This is a genomic window from Billgrantia antri, from assembly GCF_019430905.1.
In the GTDB taxonomy this organism is placed as follows: domain Bacteria; phylum Pseudomonadota; class Gammaproteobacteria; order Pseudomonadales; family Halomonadaceae; genus Halomonas; species Halomonas antri.
Map to the genome: position 1 here is coordinate 65225 of NZ_JAHYCA010000008.1, position 19625 is coordinate 84849.

General features: G+C 65.0%; 20 protein-coding genes. 17 read left to right on the plus strand and 3 right to left on the minus strand.

The annotated features are described in order from the left end of the window. Positions 1 to 49: 49 nt before the first annotated feature. The 5 genes from napF to KPL81_RS19005 are packed head-to-tail and all read left to right on the plus strand — an operon-like array spanning position 50 to position 4446. Positions 50 to 586, plus strand: coding sequence for a ferredoxin-type protein NapF (napF, locus tag KPL81_RS18985; protein WP_219793462.1), 537 nt, complete (start codon positions 50 to 52; stop codon positions 584 to 586). Next, positions 583 to 879: a chaperone NapD gene (locus KPL81_RS18990; RefSeq protein ID WP_219793463.1), complete on the plus strand. Its 297-nt coding sequence runs from the start codon at positions 583 to 585 to the stop codon at positions 877 to 879. The genes napF and KPL81_RS18990 overlap by 4 nt, the downstream gene beginning before the upstream one ends. Further along, on the plus strand, positions 860 to 3355 hold the full coding sequence (napA, locus tag KPL81_RS18995; protein WP_219793464.1) for a nitrate reductase catalytic subunit NapA: 2496 nt from the start codon (positions 860 to 862) through the stop codon (positions 3353 to 3355). Before KPL81_RS18990 ends, napA begins: the two co-directional genes overlap by 20 nt. Positions 3356 to 3368: 13 nt before the next feature. Continuing rightward, positions 3369 to 3833, plus strand: coding sequence for a nitrate reductase cytochrome c-type subunit (locus KPL81_RS19000; RefSeq protein WP_209474443.1), 465 nt, complete (start codon positions 3369 to 3371; stop codon positions 3831 to 3833). Between the two features lie 10 nt (positions 3834 to 3843). Further along, positions 3844 to 4446, plus strand: a complete 603-nt coding sequence (locus tag KPL81_RS19005) for a NapC/NirT family cytochrome c (RefSeq protein WP_209474441.1) — start codon at positions 3844 to 3846, stop codon at positions 4444 to 4446. A gap of 64 nt (positions 4447 to 4510) precedes the next feature. On the opposite strand, the gene KPL81_RS19010 is transcribed toward KPL81_RS19005, so the two are convergent. Then, positions 4511 to 5467 carry an AEC family transporter gene (locus tag KPL81_RS19010; protein WP_219793465.1) on the minus strand — a complete coding sequence of 319 codons (957 nt, stop codon included), beginning with the start codon at positions 5465 to 5467 and terminating at the stop codon, positions 4511 to 4513. A gap of 75 nt (positions 5468 to 5542) precedes the next feature. Further along, positions 5543 to 6328 (minus strand): IclR family transcriptional regulator domain-containing protein, encoded by a 786-nt coding sequence (locus KPL81_RS19015; protein ID WP_219793466.1) that lies wholly within the window; start codon positions 6326 to 6328, stop codon positions 5543 to 5545. A gap of 159 nt (positions 6329 to 6487) precedes the next feature. On the opposite strand from KPL81_RS19015, the gene KPL81_RS19020 reads away from it, so the two are divergent. The 10 genes from KPL81_RS19020 (at position 6488) to pcaG (ending at position 17166) form a co-directional block, all read left to right on the plus strand. Continuing rightward, on the plus strand, positions 6488 to 7825 hold the full coding sequence (locus tag KPL81_RS19020) for a class-II fumarase/aspartase family protein (protein ID WP_219793467.1): 1338 nt from the start codon (positions 6488 to 6490) through the stop codon (positions 7823 to 7825). A gap of 214 nt (positions 7826 to 8039) precedes the next feature. Continuing rightward, positions 8040 to 8870 carry a 3-oxoadipate:acetyl-CoA acetyltransferase gene (locus KPL81_RS19025; RefSeq protein ID WP_219793468.1) on the plus strand — a complete coding sequence of 277 codons (831 nt, stop codon included), beginning with the start codon at positions 8040 to 8042 and terminating at the stop codon, positions 8868 to 8870. A gap of 268 nt (positions 8871 to 9138) precedes the next feature. Continuing rightward, positions 9139 to 9969 carry a CoA transferase subunit A gene (locus KPL81_RS19030; RefSeq protein WP_219793469.1) on the plus strand — a complete coding sequence of 277 codons (831 nt, stop codon included), beginning with the start codon at positions 9139 to 9141 and terminating at the stop codon, positions 9967 to 9969. Then, positions 9969 to 10757 (plus strand): CoA-transferase subunit beta, encoded by a 789-nt coding sequence (locus tag KPL81_RS19035; RefSeq protein WP_219793470.1) that lies wholly within the window; start codon positions 9969 to 9971, stop codon positions 10755 to 10757. Before KPL81_RS19030 ends, KPL81_RS19035 begins: the two co-directional genes overlap by 1 nt. A 152-nt stretch (positions 10758 to 10909) precedes the next feature. Next, positions 10910 to 12112: a 3-oxoadipyl-CoA thiolase gene (gene pcaF, locus KPL81_RS19040; RefSeq protein ID WP_219793471.1), complete on the plus strand. Its 1203-nt coding sequence runs from the start codon at positions 10910 to 10912 to the stop codon at positions 12110 to 12112. A gap of 73 nt (positions 12113 to 12185) precedes the next feature. Beyond that, entirely contained in the window at positions 12186 to 13385 is a 1200-nt protein-coding gene (locus KPL81_RS19045) for an alpha/beta fold hydrolase (protein WP_219793472.1), read from the plus strand. A 124-nt stretch (positions 13386 to 13509) separates the two neighbouring features. Continuing rightward, on the plus strand, positions 13510 to 14703 hold the full coding sequence (locus KPL81_RS19050) for an MFS transporter (protein ID WP_219793473.1): 1194 nt from the start codon (positions 13510 to 13512) through the stop codon (positions 14701 to 14703). Positions 14704 to 14712: 9 nt separating this feature from the next. Beyond that, positions 14713 to 15648, plus strand: coding sequence for a pca operon transcription factor PcaQ (gene pcaQ / locus KPL81_RS19055; protein WP_219793474.1), 936 nt, complete (start codon positions 14713 to 14715; stop codon positions 15646 to 15648). A gap of 131 nt (positions 15649 to 15779) precedes the next feature. Continuing rightward, positions 15780 to 16520, plus strand: a complete 741-nt coding sequence (gene pcaH / locus KPL81_RS19060; RefSeq protein WP_219793475.1) for a protocatechuate 3,4-dioxygenase subunit beta — start codon at positions 15780 to 15782, stop codon at positions 16518 to 16520. A 13-nt stretch (positions 16521 to 16533) separates the two neighbouring features. Next, a complete protein-coding gene (gene pcaG, locus KPL81_RS19065; protein ID WP_219793476.1) occupies positions 16534 to 17166 on the plus strand; it encodes a protocatechuate 3,4-dioxygenase subunit alpha in 633 nt (210 codons plus the stop codon). Positions 17167 to 17352: 186 nt separating this feature from the next. Here the strand turns inward: pcaG and KPL81_RS19070 are convergent, their stop codons facing one another. Beyond that, complete coding sequence (locus KPL81_RS19070; RefSeq protein ID WP_219793477.1) at positions 17353 to 17700, minus strand: winged helix-turn-helix transcriptional regulator; 348 nt, start codon at positions 17698 to 17700, stop codon at positions 17353 to 17355. A gap of 106 nt (positions 17701 to 17806) precedes the next feature. Between KPL81_RS19070 and KPL81_RS19075 the strand changes: the two genes are divergently transcribed. Together KPL81_RS19075 and KPL81_RS19080 are read left to right on the plus strand one after the other, a co-directional pair. Continuing rightward, entirely contained in the window at positions 17807 to 18553 is a 747-nt protein-coding gene (locus tag KPL81_RS19075; RefSeq protein ID WP_219793478.1) for an SDR family NAD(P)-dependent oxidoreductase, read from the plus strand. A 56-nt stretch (positions 18554 to 18609) separates the two neighbouring features. Beyond that, positions 18610 to 19569 (plus strand): quinone oxidoreductase family protein, encoded by a 960-nt coding sequence (locus KPL81_RS19080; RefSeq protein WP_219793479.1) that lies wholly within the window; start codon positions 18610 to 18612, stop codon positions 19567 to 19569. The last annotated feature ends 56 nt before the right edge of the window (positions 19570 to 19625 follow it).

Consider the following 19625-nt stretch of genomic DNA (forward strand, 5'->3'; position numbering starts at 1 on the left):
GAAAAATCACGAAACAGAATTGAAATAACAAAGACCGTGGAGAACCGAAATGGGCGTGGAACCCTCGCGGCGGGCGCTGCTCAAGGGGCGCCTCGAATACCCCTCTGTGCTGCGGCCACCCTGGGCCCGTGACGAGCCAAAATTTCTGGGAAATTGCAGCCAGTGTGGCGACTGTTTCCAGGCCTGCGAAACCGAGATTATCGTGCGCGATGCGGCCGGTTTTCCGCAGGTTGACTTCCGGCTGGGCGAGTGCACTTTCTGTCGTGCCTGCGTCGAAGCCTGCGAGGAAGACGCCTTTCGCGACCCCGAGCGCGACCACCCTTGGCGACACGTTGCGGCCATCGGGCCGGCATGCCTGGGGCCGCAGGGAGTCTACTGCCGCAGCTGTGGCGAGAGCTGCAAAGCCGGCGCGATCCACTTCTCTTTCAATGCCCAGCGCGTGCCGGAACCCACGGTCGACAGCGAGGCGTGCAACGGCTGCGGCGCCTGCGTATCGGTATGCCCCACCCAGGCGGTAGCGATCGACCCGCCGAGCACGAGTCATTCCCCCCGCCTACAGACCGCCCGCTTTGAGGAGGAGACATGAACGCTCAGGTGCATATCTCGAGCCTGATCGTGCAGCTTCAGCCGGAGCGCATCGAGGAGGTCAGCCAGCACTGTCAGGCCCATCCGGGCGTCGAGGTCCACGCCAAGGACCCGTGCGGCAAGATGGTGCTGGTTCTGGAGACGGCGGGACAGCGTGAGATCGTGACATTCATTGAAGGGTTGCAGCAGGCGCCCGGCGTGCTGTCGGTGAGCCTGGTCTATCACCATGCGGAGAGCGCCGACGAACTGGACAGGGAGATGGAGGAGATGAGCTATGACGCTGACGCGACGTGACTTCATCAAGGCCACGGCGGCGACCACGGCCACCGCGGCGGCAGGGATCAGCACAACCGGCCAGGCACAGAACGTGGTTACCGACGCCAGCCAGTCGCAGTTGAAGTGGTCCAAGGCGCCGTGCCGCTTCTGCGGCGTGGGCTGCGGGGTCAACGTGGCGACGCGCGACAACCAGGTGGTGGCCACCCACGCCGATATCAACGCCCCGGTCAATCGCGGCGTCAACTGCATCAAGGGCTACTTCCTGTCCAAGATCATGTATGGCGAGGACCGCCTGACCCAGCCGCTGCTGCGCAAGCGCAACGGCGTCTACGACAAGGAGGGCGAGTTCACCCCGGTGAGCTGGGACGAGGCCTTCGACGTCATGGCCGACAAGTACAAGGCCGTGCTGCGCGAGAAGGGCCCCCAGGGCATCGGCATGTTCGGCTCCGGCCAGTGGACGGTGTGGGAGGGCTATGCCGCCAACAAGCTGATGAAGGCGGGCTTCCGCTCCAACCATATCGATCCCAATGCGCGCCACTGCATGGCCTCGGCAGTGGCCGGATTCATCCGCACCTTCGGCATGGATGAACCGATGGGCTGCTACGACGACATCGAGGCGGCGGATGCCTTCGTGCTGTGGGGCTCCAACATGGCCGAGATGCACCCCATCCTGTGGACGCGTGTGACCGACCGCCGACTCTCGGCGCCACACGTCAAGGTAGCGGTGCTCTCGACCTTCGAGCATCGCTCATTCGAACTGGCCGACATGCCGATGGTGTTCACGCCCCAGGCCGACCTGGCGATCCTCAACTACATCCAGCGCTACATCATCGAAAACGACCGGGTTAACTGGGACTTCGTCAACAAGCACGTACGCTTCAAGGAGGGTAACACCCTGATCGGCTACGGCCTGCGACCCGAGCACCGGCTGGAGCTAATGGCGGACAACGCTGCCGACCCGGGCGGTGCCAAGGACATCGACTTCGAGCGCTACCGGGAATTCCTTCAGCAGTACGATGCCGACACTGTCACCGAAATCTCGGGTGTGCCCAAGCGGCGGCTCGACGAACTCGCCGAACTCTACGCCGATCCCGACACCCGGGTGATGTCATTCTGGACCATGGGGTTCAACCAGCACACCCGCGGGGTCTGGGCAAACAACATGATCTACAACATCCACCTGCTGACCGGAAAGATCTCGACGCCGGGCAACAGCCCCTTCTCACTGACCGGGCAGCCCTCGGCCTGCGGCACCGCACGCGAGGTAGGCACCTTCGCCCACCGCCTGCCGGCGGATATGGTGGTGAACAACCCAGGGCACCGGGCATTCGCCGAAAAGATCTGGAAGGTACCCGAGGGCACCATCCAGGCACAGCCCGGCGCGCATGCGGTGCTGCAGAACCGCATGCTCAATGACGGCGAGATCAATGCCTATTGGGTGCAGTGCAACAACAATGTCCAGGCGGCGGCCAACATGGTCGAGGAGACCTACCCCGGCTACCGCAACCCGGACAACTTCATCGTCGTCTCGGATGCCTACCCCACCGTGACCGCAGAACTGGCCGACCTGATTCTGCCTACTGCCATGTGGGTCGAGAAGGAGGGCGCCTACGGCAACGCCGAGCGGCGTACCCAGTTCTGGCACCAACTGGTCGAAGCACCAGGCGAGGCGCGTTCCGACCTATGGCAGCTGATGGAATTCTCCAAGCGCTTCACCACCGACGAGGTGTGGCCCCAGGAGATGCTCGACGCCAACCCTGAGTACAAGGGACGTAGCCTGTTCGACGTGCTGTGGCGCAATGGTCAGGTCGACGCGTATGCCTTGGAAGAACTCGACGATGAGTACGCCAACCAAGAGGCGGAGCACTTCGGCTTCTACGTCCAGAAAGGGCTGTTCGAGGAGTACGCCAAGTTCGGCCGCGGCAAGGCCCACGACCTGGCGCCCTTCGATGTCTACCACACGACCACTGGGTTGCGCTGGCCGGTGGTCGACGGCAAAGAGACCCGCTGGCGCTATAACGGCGAGTATGACCCTTATGTCGAGGAGGGTCGTGACATTCAGTTCTACGGCCATCCCGACGGCAAGGCGGTGATCTTTGCCGTACCCTACGAGCCGCCCGCCGAGTCGCCCAACGAGGAGTATCCCATGTGGCTGGTCACCGGCCGGGTGCTCGAGCACTGGCACTCCGGCTCGATGACCCGGCGCGTGCCCGAGCTGCATCGCGCCTTCCCCCAGGCGGTGGTCTACCTGCATCCCGAGGACGCGCGTCAGCTTGGCGTGCGCCGCGGCAGCGAGGTGCGCATCGTCAGCGCCCGCGGCGAGATGAACTCCCGTGTCGAGACCCGCGGGCGCAATCGCATGCCCAGGGGGCTGGTGTTCGTGCCCTGGTTCGACGCCAGCCAACTGATCAACAAGGTCACGCTGGATGCCACCGACCCCATTTCCAAGCAGACGGACTTCAAGAAGTGCGCCTGCCGGATCGAGCCGGTCTAGGGAGGGAAGCACGATGCGTACTATTACTACCGCTATCGCCATCGCTGTGCTGGCGATCAGCCTGGGAGTGCTCGCCCAGGAGGGCGAACTCGATGCCCTGCGCGGCCACGTGCCGCTGCTCGAGGAGCGCACTCCCGAACCGCTCTACGACGTGGTGAACGACGACCAGCGGCGAGTCCGCGCCTACCCGATGCAGCCGCCGACCATTCCGCACAAGATCGACAACTATCAGGTCGACCTCAACGCCAACCGCTGCATGAGCTGCCACAGCCGGCAGCGGGTCGGCGATACCCAGGCGCCGATGATCAGCGTGACCCACTACATGGACCGCGACGGCAACTTCCTCGCCGAACTCTCGCCGCGCCGCTACTTCTGCAATCAGTGCCACGTGCCGCAGACGGAGGCGCCACTGACGGTCGAGAACCGCTTCGTCGACATTGCCGAAATCCTCCGCCAACCACGCGAGACGGAAGAGTGAGGTCCGCTGCATGATCCAACGTATCAAGAACCTGCTCTCGGTCTTCTGGCGTATCTTCAACTCGCCCAGCGGCTACTTCAGCCTGGGGTTCCTTACCGTGGGGGGCTTCATCGGCGGGGTGCTGTTCTGGGGCGGCTTCAACACCGCCATGGAGGCGACCAATACTGAGCGGTTCTGTATCAGCTGCCACGAGATGCGCGCCAACGTCTACGAGGAGATCCAGCCCACCATACACTTCACCAACCGTTCGGGGGTGCGGGCGGTTTGCTCGGACTGTCACGTGCCGCACGACTGGACCGACAAGATCGCGCGCAAGATGCAGGCCTCGAAGGAGGTATGGGGCAAGATCTTCGGCACCATCAACACCCGCGAGAAGTTCCTCGACCATCGCCTGGAGATGGCCTCCCGCGAGTGGCGCCGCTTCGAAGCCAACGACTCGTTGGAGTGCCGCAACTGCCACGACGAGGACGCCATGGACTTCACCCGACAGAGTTCCAGGGCCGCTGATGCGCACCGGCGGGGGTTGATCAACGGCGACGCCACCTGCATCACCTGCCACAAGGGCATCGCCCACGAGCTGCCCGACATGGCCGGCGTCGAGGGTTGGGAGTGAGCAATGCATCGGCACTAGTAGACCTGCGGCCGACGCATCGACACGCGGCGATCGCGACTTGGATTCAGTGGCTTGGTAGCAGGCCGGCTTGACTCATCCCCCAGATGGCCACGCTCAGTGTCACGAAAGCGGCCAGCGTGGCCACCATCAAGGCGGCGGCACTGACGCCTGCCATGCCATAGCGATGACCGAGCAACGGATACACGCTGATCATCGGGGCACAGGCAAACAGCAGGGCACCGGCCATCATGGCGGGATCGGCCTGCGGCATCACCAGAAACAGCCCCAGCACTGCCAGTGGATGGAAGATCAGCTTACCAGCGACGATCTGACCAACATCTGCCAGCATGCCGCGCACCCGCAGGCCGAAAAGGGTACCGCCGATCACGAACAGTGCTGCCGGGCCGGCGGCATTGGCCAGCATGTCGATCATTTGAACCAGCGGGCCGGGCAAGGATGTTCCCGTCACGGCCAGTAGCAGCCCTGTCGCCAGGCCGGCCAGGATCGGATTGCGGATCAAGCGCAGGAGGGTTTTACGCGCCACGCTGCCGATCCCTCTACCGCTCTGGCGCCCGGCCTCGGCCAGGATCAGTGCCGCCGGTATGATCAACAGATTCTCGATCAGAAAATTGAGCGCCATGATGACCGCCGCCGGAGAGACGCCAAGCACCATGGCGGCAACGGGATAGCCGATGAAGCCGCTGTTGGAAGCGGACATGCCCAAAGCGTGCAAGGCGCCTTCACTGAGCGGTTTGCCCTGCAGGCCCACGGTGAGCATTAAGGCAAAAGCGAACACCGCCACCGAGCCCAGGCCATAGGCCAGCAGGTAGGGAGTATTCAGCACCTGGTCGAGAGGGTTTTGCGTCAGTGCCCGGATAACCAAAGCGGGCAGGGCGAAGTAGAGCACGAAAGTAGCCACGCCTTGCAACTGCTCCCGGTTCACCAACCGGGCACCCATGGCCAGGTAGCCGGTGCCGATCAGCAGGAAGATCGGCGTGGTGATAGCGAGTATCTCGAGCATTCGGGCTCCGTGCCAGGGCAGCTACGGCTGGCCGGGGGGCGATCCCGGTCGGCCGTGTTCATGATGGTGGGCGGGTCAACTGATGGTGGTACGGATATCACGCGCCTTCTGCTGCAACAGCGGCAGGTACTCCTTCATCAAGGTATCGAGATCCACCCGGGCGGCGTTGGTGCTGATGTTGATGGCGCCCAGCAGCTTGCCGTTGGCGTCGAAGGCCGGCACGGCGAGCGAGCGCAGCCCTGAATCCAGCTCCTGATCGGCAATGGCGTAGCCTTGCTGGCGCACCTTGAGGATGCACTTCTTCAGTGCTGACTTGTCGGTCACGGTCTTGTCGGTGTAGCGCGTAAGCGTAACCCGCTCCAGGAAGGCGTCGAGCTCGGCATCGGGAAGCTGGGCCAGCAGAGCACGCCCCATCGAGGTGTGGGCGGCGGGCAGCCGGGTACCCACGGAGAGGGTGATCGCCATCAGCCGGTGGCGGGCCGAGGAGCGCGCCACGTAGGTGACCTCGTCGCCGTCGAGCACGCCCAGCGAGGAGGATTCGCCGCTCTCGGCGGTGATGTCCTCCAGCACCTGCTGGATCACGCTACGATAGTTGTTGGCGGAGAGAAACGCATAGCCAAGCTGCAGCACCCGCGGGGCCAGTTCGAAGTTGCGGCCCTGCTTGCGCACGTAGCCAAGGGCATGCAGCGTGAGCAGGAAGCGCCGGGCGCGGGCGCGGTTCATGCCGGTACGGCTGGCGACCTCGCTAAGCGTCATGCGCGGGTGAGCATCGTCAAAGGCCAGGATCACCTCCAGGCCGCTGGCCAGGGCGGTAACGAAGTCCCGGTCGTCCGGGCTGAGAACCTCTTCCTCGGGTGTCATTTCTTTCCCGTCTTGTCCTTTGTGAGTTGCTCCATCGGAGCCCTTCAATCTAGCATAATGTTCGAATTGCGAACATATGTACGACTATGGGTTAAGCTAAGACCTGAGCCTAGGTCTTGAGACTGAGCATGAGCCAGCCCTTTCTACGGAGAGCATGATATGCCCGACGCCCTGCTTCAGCACCCCTTCATGAGCCAAACGGCATTGGCCGAGTGTCATGCCGATTCCATGGTGCAGGCCATGCTGGCTTTCGAGCTGGCGCTGGCCGAAGTGCAGGAGGCGCGTGGCGCCGTGCCCCAGGGAGCGAGTGCGGAGATGCGCCGTTGCCTGGAAAGTCACACTTTCGACTCGGCGGCCATTGCTGCGGGTATTGCCAGCGGCGGCAATGCGGCCATCCCCTTCGTCAAACAGGCGCGCGCGGCGTTGCCCGACGCGCTCAAGCGCTACTGGCACATGGGCGCCACCAGCCAGGACGTGATCGATTCGGCGCTGATGCTGCTGCTCAAGCCGCGGCTCGCCGCGCTGGATGCGCTGCTGCTGCGCTGCCGCACGGCAGCGATCACGCTCATGCAGGCCCATGAGCAGACGGTGATGGTGGGGCGCACGCTGATGCAGCAGGCACTGCCGATGACGTTCGGCGTCAAGGTGGCGCACTGGGCCATTGGCCTGGAGCAGGCGCGTCGCCGCTTGGCTACCGTTGAGCTGCCGGTGCAGTTCGGTGGCGCCGTGGGCGTGCATTCTGGTTTAGACGAGCTGGGTCTCGACTTTATGGACGCCTTGGCTGCGCGCCTCGGCCTGAGTGCCCCGGTGCTCCCTTGGCACACCGACCGCCAGCCGATCCATGCGTTGGGTACGGCATTGGACGCTGCGGCGGGGGCGGCCGAGAAGCTGGCCCTCGATATCGCACTGCTGACCCAGACCGAGGTGGGCGAGGTGGCGGAGCCTTCCGCTCCGGGCATGGGCGAGTCCTCCTCCATGCCGCACAAGCGTAACCCGGTGCGCTGCGCCATGATCCGTGGCGCGGCGCGGCAGGTGCATGGTCATGCCACGGTGCTGCTCAATGCCACCGCCCAGCCGCTGGAGCGGGGCCTTGGCGAATGGCACGCCGAATGGTCGCCGTTGGTCGACAGTGCGCTGCTGCTGGAGGGGGCACTGGAACAGGCTGCCGTGCTGCTCGAAGGGCTCGAGGTGAATCCCGAGGCGATGCGCCGCAACCTGGCCGCCACTGGCGGCGGCATCATGGCCGAGCCGGTGTCACGCCTGCTGGCGCCGGTGCTGGGCCAGGATGCCGCCAAGCGAATCAGCGCCGAGGCCGCCGAAACGGCGCGCCTGCAGGGCATTCCCTACACCGAGGCGCTCGAGGCGCATGACGAAGTGAAAGCCGAAGTAAACGGCAAGCTCGATGTCGAGGCGCTGCGCCAGGCGACGGACCCCGCCCTATACCTTGGTAGCAGCCTGGCACAGGTGCGGCGAGCCATGGCCTGGCTGGATGAATAACGCTTTGAAGTGATTTTCTTTTCGTATTCCTGCAAAGGGGAGGCCTGGCCTCCCCTTTGCTTTTATGCGCGCTTGCTGATTTGACGGCGGAGGTTCATGGGGGCTAGATTGTTCGTATCGCAAATCTATGTTCGTTATGCGAAATAAAACGAAGTGCTTTCCGGGCCTCTTCGAATCAGTGCCTGGCTGCGCTCCGGTACCTCAAGAGGCCGTCATGTCCAATCCCTGCATTATCTGTGTTGCCATCACCGGCAGCTTGCCGCGCAAGGAGAACTACCCTGCAGTGCCGATTACCCTCGAGGAGCAGATCGAGAGTACCCAGGCGGCGTTTGAAGCCGGGGCCACCATCGCTCACTGTCATGTGCGCAACGACGACCAGAGCCCGACATCGGACCCCGAAAAGTTCGCCCGGTTGATGGAAGGGCTCAGAAAGCACTGTCCGGGGATGATCGTTCAGCTTTCTACCGGCGGGCGCTCCGGTGCCGGCCAGGAGCGGGGCGGCATGCTGCCGCTCAGGCCGGATATGGCCAGTCTCTCGGTGGGCTCCAACAACTTTCCCAACCGCGTCTACGAGAACCCGCCGCAGTTGGTAGAGTGGCTTGCCGACGAAATGCTGAAGTACGCCATCAAGCCGGAAATCGAAGCCTTCGATCTTTCCCACCTCCACCAGGCGGTAAATCTTTCGAAACAGGGCAAGCTCAAGGCGCCGCTCTACGTTCAGTTCGTGATGGGGGTCAAGAACGCCATGCCGGCGGACAAGCCTACCTTCGACTTCTACATCGAGACCCTGAAGCGCCTGGCCCCGGATGCCCAGTGGTGCGGTGCCGGCATAGGCCCCAACCAGCTTTTATTGAATGAATGGTCTATCGCCGCGGGTGGCCACACCCGCACCGGCCTTGAGGACAACGTGCGACTCGACCGCGACACCTTGGCACCTTCCAATGCTGCCCTGGTCGAGCGTGCCGTGGCACTGTGCGAGAAGTACGAGCGACCGGTGGCCACCTGGCAGCAGGCGCGCGAGATCCTCGGCCTGGCTTCTATCTGAGACTGCCGGAGGCAACAGATGCGCGGGCCCCGCCTTATACCTTGGTAGCAGCCTGGAGCAGGTGCGTCGTGCTGCCGCCTGACTACAGAGTGATTAATTAGCTGAAAAGCATCGATTTCCATGTTCCGAACGAGGGGAGGCCTAGCCTCCCCTCGCCTGTTTCGTCAGCGGCGCATTTGACGATCGAACGAACTTGGCGTTAACTTGTTCGCATCACAAAACAAAGTTCGCTATTCGAACTCTAACGAGAGCGCCCAGGAGAGATACCATGGCCGAATTCCTGAGCCTCCGTGACGCGGTGGCACGCTATGTCGAAGACGGCGCCACCGTGGCCATGGAGGGCTTTACCCACCTGATTCCCTTTGCCGCCGGTCACGAGGTAATCCGCCAGAAGAAGCGTGACCTGACCCTGATCCGCATGACGCCGGACCTGGTCTACGACCAGATGATCGGTGCCGGCTGCGCCCGCAAGGTGATCTTCTCCTGGGGCGGCAACCCCGGCGTGGGCTCGCTGCACCGCCTGCGCGATGCGGTGGAGAAGGGCTGGCCGCACAAGGTCGAAATCCTCGAGCACAGCCACGCCGCCATGGCCTGCGCCTTCGAGGCCGGCGCCGCCGGCCTGCCGCTGGCCGTACTGCGCGGCTACGTGGGTAGCGAGCTGCCCAGCGTCAACGACCAGATCAAGTTCATCGAGTGCCCCTTCACCGGTGAGCGCCTGGCCGCGGTGCCGGCGGTGCGTCCCGACGTTTCCATCGTCCACGCGCAGAAAGCCGACCGCGCCGGCAACGTGCTGGTCGAAGGTATCGTCGGCGTGCAGAAGGAGGCGGTGCTGGCGGCCAAGCAGAGCATCGTCACCGTCGAGGAGATCGTCGACGATCTGCGTGCCGAGGTCGACTATCACCCCAACGCCTGCATCATCCCGGGCTGGGCCATCAGTGCCATCGCCGTGGCCGAGAAGGGCTCGCTGCCCTCCTATGCCCACAGCTACTACCCGCGCAACAACGCTTTCTACAAGGAGTGGGATGGTATCGCCCGCGACCGCGACACCTTCACCCGGTGGATCGAAGAGAACGTCATGAAAGCAGGGGGGAACGCCTGATGAGTACCGTCGATAAGGACCTGGACTACACCTCGTCAGAGATGATGACCGTCACCGCGGCCCGTGCCCTGCAGAATGGCATGACCTGCTTCGTCGGCATCGGCCTGCCCAGTGAGGCGGCCAACCTGGCTCGCCTGACACATGCACCGGACGTGGTGCTGATCTACGAATCCGGCACCCTGCAGACCAAGCCCGACGTGCTGCCGCTCTCCATCGGCGACGGCGAGCTGGCCGAAACGGCGCTCACCACCGTCTCGGTGCCGGAGATGTTCCGCTACTGGCTGCAGGGCGGCAAGATCGACGTGGGCTTCCTCGGCACCGCCCAGATCGACCGCTACTGCAACCTCAATACCACCCTGATCGGCGACTACCGCGAGCCCAAGGTGCGCCTGCCTGGCGGCGGCGGTGCGCCGGAGATTGCGACGAATGCCGGCGAGGTGTTTATCACCCTCAAGCACTCCAAGCGCGCCTTCGTCGACCGGGTCGATTTCGTCACCACCCTGGGCTTCGGCCGCGACGGCAAGGGCCGCGACGGCGTGCCCAACATCGGCAAGGGGCCGACCCGGGTCATCACCGACCTGTGCGTGATGAAGCCCGACCCCGAGACCAAGGAGCTGGTGGTGGTGTCGCTGCACCCCGGCGTGAGCCGCGAGGACGTGATCGAGGCCACCGGCTGGGAGATCCGTTTCGCCGAGACGCTGGAGAGCACCCCGGAGCCCTCGGCCCGCGAGCTCGAGGTCCTGCGCGAACTCAAGGACCGTACCGCCCGTGCCCATGCCGGTGCGTAATTCGCGCCAGAACGGCCTGCGCTTGGCCATACGGCGTTGAGAGACAGCTCAAAATGCTCATTTACCCATTCGTAAACTCCGCTTTTTCGCTGTCTCTCGCCTTGTCTGGCCATCGCTCGACGCGTTCTGGCATCGAATTAAGGAGATAATGTATGACCGACGTATTCCTTTGCCATCCGCGGCGCACCGCCATCGGCCGCTTCGGTGGCACCTTGGCCAGCGTTCGCCCCGACGACTTCGCCGCCACCATCTTCAAGGCGGTGCTGAATGAGGCCCCGGATCTCGACCCGGCCGCCATCGACGAGGTGTTCATGGGTTGCGCCAACCAGGCCGGCGAGGACAACCGCAACGTGGCGCGCATGTCCGCCCTGCTGGCGGGCCTGCCCACCTCGGTGCCCGGCACCACCATGAACCGCCTGTGCGGCTCCGGCATGGACGCGGTAGGCACCGCCTTCCGCGCCATCAAGGCCGGCGAGATGGAGCTGGCCCTGGCCGGCGGCGTGGAGTCCATGTCCCGCGCGCCCTACGTGCTGGGCAAGGCCGACAGCGCCTTCTCCCGCGGCCAGAAGATCGAGGACACCACTATCGGCTGGCGCTTCGTCAATCCGCTGATGAAGAAGGCCCACGGCATCGATTCCATGCCGGAGACCGCCGAGAACGTCGCCGAGAAGTTCAACATCTCCCGTGAGGACCAGGATGCCTTCGCCCTGCGCTCCCAGCAGAAGGCCGCCGCCGCCCAGAAGGCGGGTCGCTTCGCCATCGAGATCACGCCGATCGAGATCCCCCGGCGCAAGCAGGAGCCGCTGGTGTTCGACACCGACGAGCACCCGCGCGAGACCACCCTGGAGAAGCTGGCCGGGCTGCCGACGCCGTTCCGCGAGGGCGGCAGCGTCACCGCCGGCAACGCCTCCGGCGTCAACGACGGCGCCGCCGCCATGCTGGTGGCCAGTCAGGCCGCGGTGGAGCAACATGGCCTCAAGCCCATGGCTCGTATCATCGGCATGGCCACGGCCGGTGTCGAGCCGCGCATCATGGGCTACGGCCCGGTGCCGGCGGTACGCAAGCTGCTCGAGCGAACCGGCGTGACCATGGACGAGATCGACATCTTCGAGTTCAACGAGGCCTTCGCTGCCCAGGCACTCGCCTGCACGCGGGACCTGGGGCTCGCTGACGACGACCCGCGGGTCAACCCCAACGGCGGTGCCATCGCACTCGGCCATCCGCTGGGCATGTCCGGCGCGCGCCTGCTGCTCACCGCTGCCCATGAGCTGCAGCGCACCGGCAAGCGCTATGCGCTGTGCACCATGTGCGTGGGCGTGGGGCAGGGGATTGCGACCCTGATCGAGAAGGCCTAATAGAAATAGAGTGGAACCAGGCCGGTGGTGACGAGCTGCCGGCCTTTCCCGTTGCACTGCTGGGAGAAGAATCATGGCATTTCTGACCGTCGACGGCCGCAGCGTCGCCTATCGCCTGCTAGGCCCCGAGGCGCTGCCGCTGGTGGTGCTGGCGCATCCGCTGGGCATGAGCCAGGCGGTGTGGGACGACCTGCTGCCGGCGCTGTTGCCGCGCTACCGCGTGTTGACCTGGGACCTGCCCGGCCACGGTGCCAGCCAGGCCTGGCCGGCTGAGGGCGGCGGGATCACCCCCGCGGCCCTGGCCGCTGAGGCGCTGGCGCTGGTCGAGAATGCCGGTGCCTCGCGCTTCCACTTCGTCGGCACTTCCATCGGCGGCGTGGTCGGCCAGCAGCTGATCCGAGAGCATGCCGAACGTCTCTATTCCGTCACCCTGACCAACACCGGGGCGGTGATCGGCAACCAGGAGCTGTGGACCACCCGTGCCGGCCGCATTCGCCAGGAAGGCCTGGCGGCAATGGCCGAGGAGATCGTGCCGCGCTGGTTTGCACCGGCCTGCTTCGAGGCCGAGCCGGCGCTCAAGGCCGGCTGGTGTACCCAGATGGGCCGCGGCGACGACGAGTCCTATGCCCGCCTGTGCGAGATGCTCGGCCGGACCGACTTCCGCGGCAAGCTCAAAGAGCCGCTCGCCGAGCACCCGGGCATCGGCGTGCACCTGCTTGGCGGCAGCGACGACATGGCCACGCCGCCGGAGACCCTGCAGGCCCTGGCCGCCGAGTGTGGCGGCGTACCGCTGGAGATCCTCGAAGGCATTGCCCACGTGCCCTCGGTGGAAGCGCCCGCCGCCATGGCCAAACGCCTGCTGCTGTGGATGACCAGCGAGCGTGATGACGTCGGCGAGCATGGCGTGAGCTATGCTGCCGGCCTCGAGACCCGCAAACAGGTGCTCGGCGAGGAACACGTGGCGCGTTCCACCCAGAACGCCAACAGCCTCGATGCTCCCTTCCAGCAGATGATCACCCGGCTGGCCTGGGGCGAGCTGTGGAGCAACGACGACCTCACCCGCCGCGAGCGCAGCCTGATCACCACCGGCATCCTCGCCGCCCTAGGCCGCGAAGAGCTGGTACTGCACCTCAAGACCGCCAAGCGCATCGGCCTCAGCGAAGCGGAGCTGCGCCAGGTGCTGATGCACGTGGCCATCTACGCCGGGGTACCGGCGGCGAACCATGCGTTTGCTTTGGCCAAGAAAGAAGGTTGGGGTGGAGAGCTGAGTTAACTCTCCCGAGAAGCCCTAGACTTTCGTTAGAGTGCTAACAAGACGTGCCGCATGGCATGATCCGAACCGGCCTTTGGCCGTTTTCGGCTTTATGGGCGGGCATTCGCGACCAGGAGAGCAGGGCATGACTCAGGACGCCACCACACCGCCGCCGAGCGAGCTGCGCCAGGCCCTGCTGGCCTACGGCCTGCTGTGGTGCCTGGGGCTCTATCTGCGCCTCACGGTGCTGGTGGTGCCGCCGCTGATTCCCCAGCTCAAGGCGGTGCTGGGCTTTACCAGCAGCGAGGTGGCGATCGCCACCAGCCTGCCGCTGGTCACACTGGCCTTCGGCGCCCTGCTGGCCGGCTGGCTGCTGGCGCGGGTCGGTACGCTACCCAGCATGCTGCTGGGGCTCGCCGTCATGGCGCTGGGCAGTGCGCTGCGCAGCCTGCCCGAGGGCTTTACCGCCTTCATGCTGGCCACCGTGCTGATGGGGGTGGGCATCGCCTTCATGCAGACGGCGATGCCGGTACTCGCCAAGCTGTGGGCGCCCGGTCGCATCGGCCGCGCCTCGGCGGTTTACACCAACGGCCTGCTGGTGGGCGAGCTGCTGGCGGCGGGTGCTACCGGCCCGCTGGCCGCGGCCTGGCTTGGCGCCCATTGGCAGTGGGCCTTCGCCCTGTGGGTGACGCCCGTACCGCTGCTGATGCTGGCGCTGGTCGTCGGCTGTCGGCAGCTTCCGGCCATGGCCAATGGCTCCCGCAGTGCGAGCCTGACCCTGCCCAACGTGCGCGACGGGCGTACGTGGCGCCTGGTGGCCCTTCTTGGCGCGGCGGCAGCGCTCTATTTCACCGGCAACGTCTTCCTGCCGCCGCTGCTCGAGGCGAGTGCGCGCCTCGACCTGCTGGCGCCCAGCCTCACCGCCCTCAACGGCGCCCAGATGCTCTCCTCGGCGCTGCTGATCTTCTACGCCGACCGGCTGATGGGGCGGCCCCGGCCGCTGATCGGCATCACCGCCCTGGCGCTGCTGGCCCTGCCGCTGATGCTGTGGCTGCCGGGCGGCCACGTGGTGTGGGCGGCGGGCGTGTTCGGCTTCTTCACCAGCGCGCTGTTCATCTTCGTGCTGGCGCTGCCGGCCTGGCTGGTTCGCCTCGAGGCGCTGCCGCGGCTGATGGCCGGCATGCTGTTCTTCGGGTACCTTCTGGTATTCGGCATCACCGTGGTTGGCGGCTGGCTCAACGATCTCTCGGGAACCGTGGCGTTGGCCTTCCTGCCGACCCTGTTGATCAGCCTGGTCGCCATGGCCGTTACCCCGCGGCTGCTCGCTTCACGCCAGTAGGAAAACCCCATGCTCAACGCCCGTATCAAGCTGCGCCATCTGCAGGCCTTCCTCGAGGTGGCCCGCCAGCGCAGCTTCGCCCGGGCCGCCGAGCGGTTGGCGATCACCCAGCCGGGCATCTCCAAGACCATTCGCGAGCTGGAGGAGAGCCTTGGTGCTTCGCTGTTCGAACGCACGCCCCAGGGCGTGGCGCTGTCTCAGGCGGGCCTGACCCTGCTGCGCCATGCCGGGCCGGCCATGCGCGCGCTGGAAGAGGGCGTGGCGGCGGTGGGCGACGTGCACCTGGGCGCCCACGACCTGCGCGTGGGCGCGCTCTCCACGGTGGAGAGCCAACTGCTGCCCGAGGCCATCCGCCGCTGGCACGCCGCGCCCAGCGGGCAGAACGCGGTGGGCGTCAACGTGGTAACCGGCGCCAGCGCCTTCCTGCTTTCGCGGCTGCGCCGCGGCGAGCTGGATCTGGTGGTGGGACGCATGACCGAAGCCCGCGAGATCCGCGACCTGGCCTTCGAGCACCTCTACTATGAGCCGCTGCTGCTGTGCGTGCGCCGCGGCCACCCGCTGGCCGGCATCGCGCCGCTGGAAGCCGCCCGGCTGGGCGACTTCCCTTGGGTGCTGCCGCCTCTGCAGACCACCCTGCGCCAGCAGGTCGACAGCTTCTGCGTGCGCCACTCGCTGACGCTGATGAGCCAGCGGCTGGAGACGCTCTCGCTGCCCATCAGCCGCCACTACACCCTGGAGAGCGACGCCATCTGGGTCGTGCCCGAAGAGGCCGTGGCCGAAGACCTGGCGGCGGGGCGGCTGTGTCGCCTCGGCATCGAGCTGGAACCCCGCGGCGGCTCCGTCGGGCTGTGCTACAACGCCAGCATGCAGCCCACCCTGGCGTTGGAAGCCTTCTGCGAAGTACTGCGCGAAGTGAGTGCCGAGCGCTGCGCCGGGAGCAGCTGAAAGCAGCCGTGATAGCGCAATGCAGCATAACCCTGCGGTTATGAGGGGTGCCCGAGTCGTCAATTGGCGGGCCTTTGGCGAGAGGTCACACTGGGCGGGACAAGACCACTCTCCCCAAGAGACGACACGCCATGCAAGATCACAACAAGCGCTTCGTGGAGCGCGACCGTAACTGGCATCCCCCGGCCTACGCCCCCGGCTACAAGACCAGCGTGCCCCGCTCGCCGCAGCAGGCCCTGGCCAGCATGCAGCAAGCCACCGCTTCCGAACTCACCGGCCCGGACTTCCGCCACCTGCGCATGGGCCCCCACGACAACGACCTGCTGCTCAACTTCCGTGAAGACCCCGCGCTGGCGGGCGCGGCCGGCCTGCCGGTCGGCGAGCGCATCATCATGTTCGGTCGCGTGATCGACCAGTTCGGCAAGCCGGTGCCACACACCCTGGTCGAGATGTGGCAGGCCAACGCCGGCGGGCGCTACCGCCACAAGAACGACCGCTACCTCGCCCCGCTCGACCCCGGGTTCGGCGGCGTGGGCCGTACCCTGACCGACGAGCAGGGCTGGTACCGCTTCCGCACCATCAAGCCCGGCCCGTATCCCTGGCCCAACGACCCCAACAGCTGGCGCCCCTCGCACATTCACGTCTCGGTGATGGGCCCCTCGATCTCCACCCGCCTGATCACCCAGATGTACTTCGAGGGTGATCCGCTGATTCCGCTGTGCCCCATCGTCCACACCATCAAGGACCCGGCCGCGGTCGAGACCATGATCGGACGCCTCGACATGGCACATAGCCGGCCTATGGACTGCCTGGCCTATCGCTTCGACCTGGTGGTACGCGGCGAACTGCAGACATTCTTCGAAAATCAGTGAGGAGGGAACAGAGATGAAACAGCCAAACAGCGTTCCCACCAGCGAACTGATGCTGCGCGAGACCGCCTCCCAGACCGCCGGGCCCTACGTGCACATCGGCCTGGCCCTGGCCGCCGCGGGCAACCCGACCCGCGACGAAGAGATCTGGAACGAGATGGCCAAGCCCGGCGCCGAGGGCGAGCTGATCGAAGTCGTCGGTACCGTGATCGACGGCAACGGCGACCTGGTGCGCGACGCCTTCCTCGAAGCCTGGCAGGCCGACGCCAACGGCGTCTACCAGCCCGAGTTCGACCTCAAGAAGCCGTTCAACAGCTTCGGGCGCACCGCCACCACCTTCGACCACGGCAGCGAATGGTCGCTGAAGACCGTCAAGCCAGGCCCGGTGGCTCACCCCAACGGCCAGCTCATGGCGCCGCACATCAACCTGGCGATCTTCGCCCGCGGCATCAACATCCAGCTTCAGACCCGTCTCTACTTCGAGGACGAAGCCGAGGCCAACGCCGCCTGCCCGGTGCTCTCGCGCATCGAATCGCCGACCCGCCGCCAGACCCTCATCGCCAAGCGCGAAGAGGCCGACGGCAAGGTACGCTACCGCCTCGACATCAGGCTGCAGGGCGAAGGCGAGACGGTGTTCTTCGATTTCTGATTCGCCATCACCGCAGCGAATCTGCCCGACGAGGGCCGCAAGACCCCGAGAGCCGGCGCACGTGCCGGCTCTCGGTTTTACCCGAGCCGATGAAGATGATGCATCAACCGTCCGAGATCCTGCAGAGCCGGCCATCGGAATTGAGCATCACCTCGACGGTCGCGGGATGTTCGAGCAGGCTGGCGATCACGGTACCGAGCGCCGTGACATAAGTTCCTCAACCTCGGTCATATGTTCCGTTCCCCAGGCGCATAGCGGCTTCAAGGCTTCGGCGAGGGTCTGGCCGAGCGCAGTGAGGGAATACTCGACTTTCGGCGGAATTTCCTTGTAGTCGAGCCGGTCGACGATCCCATCAGCCTCCAATTCCTTGAGTTGCTGAATGAGCATCTTGTCACTGACATTGCCGATGGCGCGCCTCAGGTCGCCATAACGCCGCGCTTGGTGGGCGAGGTGGAACAGGATCAAAGGTTTCCACTTGCCCCCGATGACAGCCAGCGCAGCGTCCAGCCCGCAGATAAAACCATATGTTGTCATTTCGCATGCTCCAGATAGTACTTACCAAAGGGTGCATACTTTAATTAAGGAAAGCAAGCCTCTACTCTCTATCTCGAAGCGGTTATCATTTTTCCAGGAGATCGAGATGGGCAGGCTTGAAGGTAAAATCGCCGTCATAACCGGCGGCAACAGCGGCATCGGTCTGGCGACAGCCAAACGGTTCGTGGCAGAAGGTGCCGAGGTTTTCATTACCGGCCGTCGTCAGGAGGAGCTGGACAGGGCGGTGGAGACGATCGGCTCCGGAGTGACCGCGGTGCAGGGCGACGTTTCGCGACTGGACGATCTCGATCGGTTGTTCGCGACGGTGCGTGCGAAGAGCGGACGAATAGACATTCTTTTCGCCAATGCCGGGCTTGGAAAGCTAGCTCCGCTAGGCACCATCGACGAGGCGTCGTTCGATTTGACCTTCGACGTCAACGTCAAGGGAATGCTGTTCACGGTGCAAAAGGCTCTACCGCTTATGCAGGCCGGTGGATCCATCATCCTCACCGGTTCAACCACCGGCTCGACGGGAACGCCTGCGTTCAGTGTCTACAGCGCGACCAAGGCTGCAATTCGCAATTTTGCCCGCAGCTGGGCGCTGGACCTGAAAGGGACAGGCATCCGCGTAAACGTACTCTCTCCCGGCGCCACCGAGACACCCGGCCTCAAGGGCTTGGCAACTGCCGGCGAGGAAGATGCGTTGCTGGAGGGCTTTGCCTCGCAGATACCTCTCGGTCGTATCGGGCACCCCGAGGAGACGGCGGCGGTGGCGCTCTTTCTTGCCTCGGACGAAAGCAGCTTCATGACCGGTAGCGAGGTCTTCGCTGACGGTGGGGCCGCACAAATCTGATGGCCGCTCAAAACCAGATCCTGAGCTTTATTGCTTGGGCGATGGAAGGATAGAACATGAAGGCTGCATATTATGATGTTCCAGGCGGACCAGAGGTCCTGAGCTACGCAGACGTCGAGGCTCCGGTTTGTCCCGAGGATGGAGTACTCCTCCGGGTGGAGGCAATCTCGATCGAGGGGGGCGATCTCATCAATCGGGCGACGGCGGCGCCTCAGGCAGCAGGCCACGTTCCTGGCTATGCGGCCTCGGGCGAGATCGTCGAGGTTGGCGCGAAGGTTCGCGGCCGCTTCATCGGGCAAAAGGTGACGTCATTCGACATGGGCGGGTCCCATGCCGAATTGCGCGCCGTGAAGGCCACGCGAACATGGATCGTGCCGGACGGGTTGCAGATGGCGGCTGCGGCCGCCCTGCCCATTTCGTTTGGAACCGCCCATCACAGCCTGTTTGCGCGCGGCAACCTGGTCGACGGCGAGACCCTGCTCGTGCAGGGCGGAGCGGGCGGCGTCGGGGTCGCGGCGATCCAACTGGCACATCGCGCCGGTTCGAAGGTATTGGCAACCGTCTCGGGCGCGGATCGCGCTGAGCAACTGCGGACTTATGGGCTGGACGCCGCGATTGACCACCGCTCAGAGGATGTGACCGCGGCCGTCATGCGGTTAACCGCCGGCCGCGGCGTGGATCTGGTCGTCGATCCCGTCGGGTCCACGCTCGCGGGATCGCTTGCCGCACTCCGGCCCGAGGGTCGTCTGGTCTTTGTCGGCAACGCAGGGCGCGCGTCGCTGGACCTGGACCTCTGGCCTGCCTTGCAGGCCAACCAGACGCTTCTGGGTGTGTTCATGGGCAGCCAGCTCGAAAAACCCGAAGTCCACAGAACGGTCGACGACATGTTGCGCCTGGCCGCCACCGGTGAGCTGGAGGTTCCCATCGATCGACGGTTTTCGCTTTGCGAGGTCGCGGCGGCACATGCCTATGCCGAGGAAAATTCCATTCTGGGCCGGGTCGTCCTTGTCCCTTGACTCGCTCGCCACACCTTCCTCTACCCGAGGTGATGCGCCTACCCCAGGACGTCGAC

Excerpts from the sequence above, each read along its gene's own strand:
- KPL81_RS19070 (WP_219793477.1), bottom strand. The coding sequence starts at position 17,700 with ATGACAACATATGGTTTTATCTGCGGGCTGGACGCTGCGCTGGCTGTC.
- KPL81_RS19035 (WP_219793470.1), top strand. The coding sequence starts at position 9,969 with ATGAGTACCGTCGATAAGGACCTGGACTACACCTCGTCAGAGATGATG.
- KPL81_RS19045 (WP_219793472.1), top strand. The coding sequence starts at position 12,186 with ATGGCATTTCTGACCGTCGACGGCCGCAGCGTCGCCTATCGCCTGCTA.
- pcaG (WP_219793476.1), top strand. The coding sequence starts at position 16,534 with ATGAAACAGCCAAACAGCGTTCCCACCAGCGAACTGATGCTGCGCGAG.
- KPL81_RS19080 (WP_219793479.1), top strand. The coding sequence starts at position 18,610 with ATGAAGGCTGCATATTATGATGTTCCAGGCGGACCAGAGGTCCTGAGC.
- KPL81_RS19000 (WP_209474443.1), top strand. The coding sequence starts at position 3,369 with ATGCGTACTATTACTACCGCTATCGCCATCGCTGTGCTGGCGATCAGC.
- KPL81_RS19005 (WP_209474441.1), top strand. The coding sequence starts at position 3,844 with ATGATCCAACGTATCAAGAACCTGCTCTCGGTCTTCTGGCGTATCTTC.
- napA (WP_219793464.1), top strand. The coding sequence starts at position 860 with ATGACGCTGACGCGACGTGACTTCATCAAGGCCACGGCGGCGACCACG.
- KPL81_RS19010 (WP_219793465.1), bottom strand. The coding sequence starts at position 5,467 with ATGCTCGAGATACTCGCTATCACCACGCCGATCTTCCTGCTGATCGGC.
- pcaQ (WP_219793474.1), top strand. The coding sequence starts at position 14,713 with ATGCTCAACGCCCGTATCAAGCTGCGCCATCTGCAGGCCTTCCTCGAG.
- KPL81_RS19025 (WP_219793468.1), top strand. The coding sequence starts at position 8,040 with ATGTCCAATCCCTGCATTATCTGTGTTGCCATCACCGGCAGCTTGCCG.
- napF (WP_219793462.1), top strand. The coding sequence starts at position 50 with ATGGGCGTGGAACCCTCGCGGCGGGCGCTGCTCAAGGGGCGCCTCGAA.
- KPL81_RS19075 (WP_219793478.1), top strand. The coding sequence starts at position 17,807 with ATGGGCAGGCTTGAAGGTAAAATCGCCGTCATAACCGGCGGCAACAGC.
- KPL81_RS19050 (WP_219793473.1), top strand. The coding sequence starts at position 13,510 with ATGACTCAGGACGCCACCACACCGCCGCCGAGCGAGCTGCGCCAGGCC.
- pcaH (WP_219793475.1), top strand. The coding sequence starts at position 15,780 with ATGCAAGATCACAACAAGCGCTTCGTGGAGCGCGACCGTAACTGGCAT.
- KPL81_RS19020 (WP_219793467.1), top strand. The coding sequence starts at position 6,488 with ATGCCCGACGCCCTGCTTCAGCACCCCTTCATGAGCCAAACGGCATTG.
- KPL81_RS19015 (WP_219793466.1), bottom strand. The coding sequence starts at position 6,328 with ATGACACCCGAGGAAGAGGTTCTCAGCCCGGACGACCGGGACTTCGTT.
- KPL81_RS19030 (WP_219793469.1), top strand. The coding sequence starts at position 9,139 with ATGGCCGAATTCCTGAGCCTCCGTGACGCGGTGGCACGCTATGTCGAA.
- KPL81_RS18990 (WP_219793463.1), top strand. The coding sequence starts at position 583 with ATGAACGCTCAGGTGCATATCTCGAGCCTGATCGTGCAGCTTCAGCCG.
- pcaF (WP_219793471.1), top strand. The coding sequence starts at position 10,910 with ATGACCGACGTATTCCTTTGCCATCCGCGGCGCACCGCCATCGGCCGC.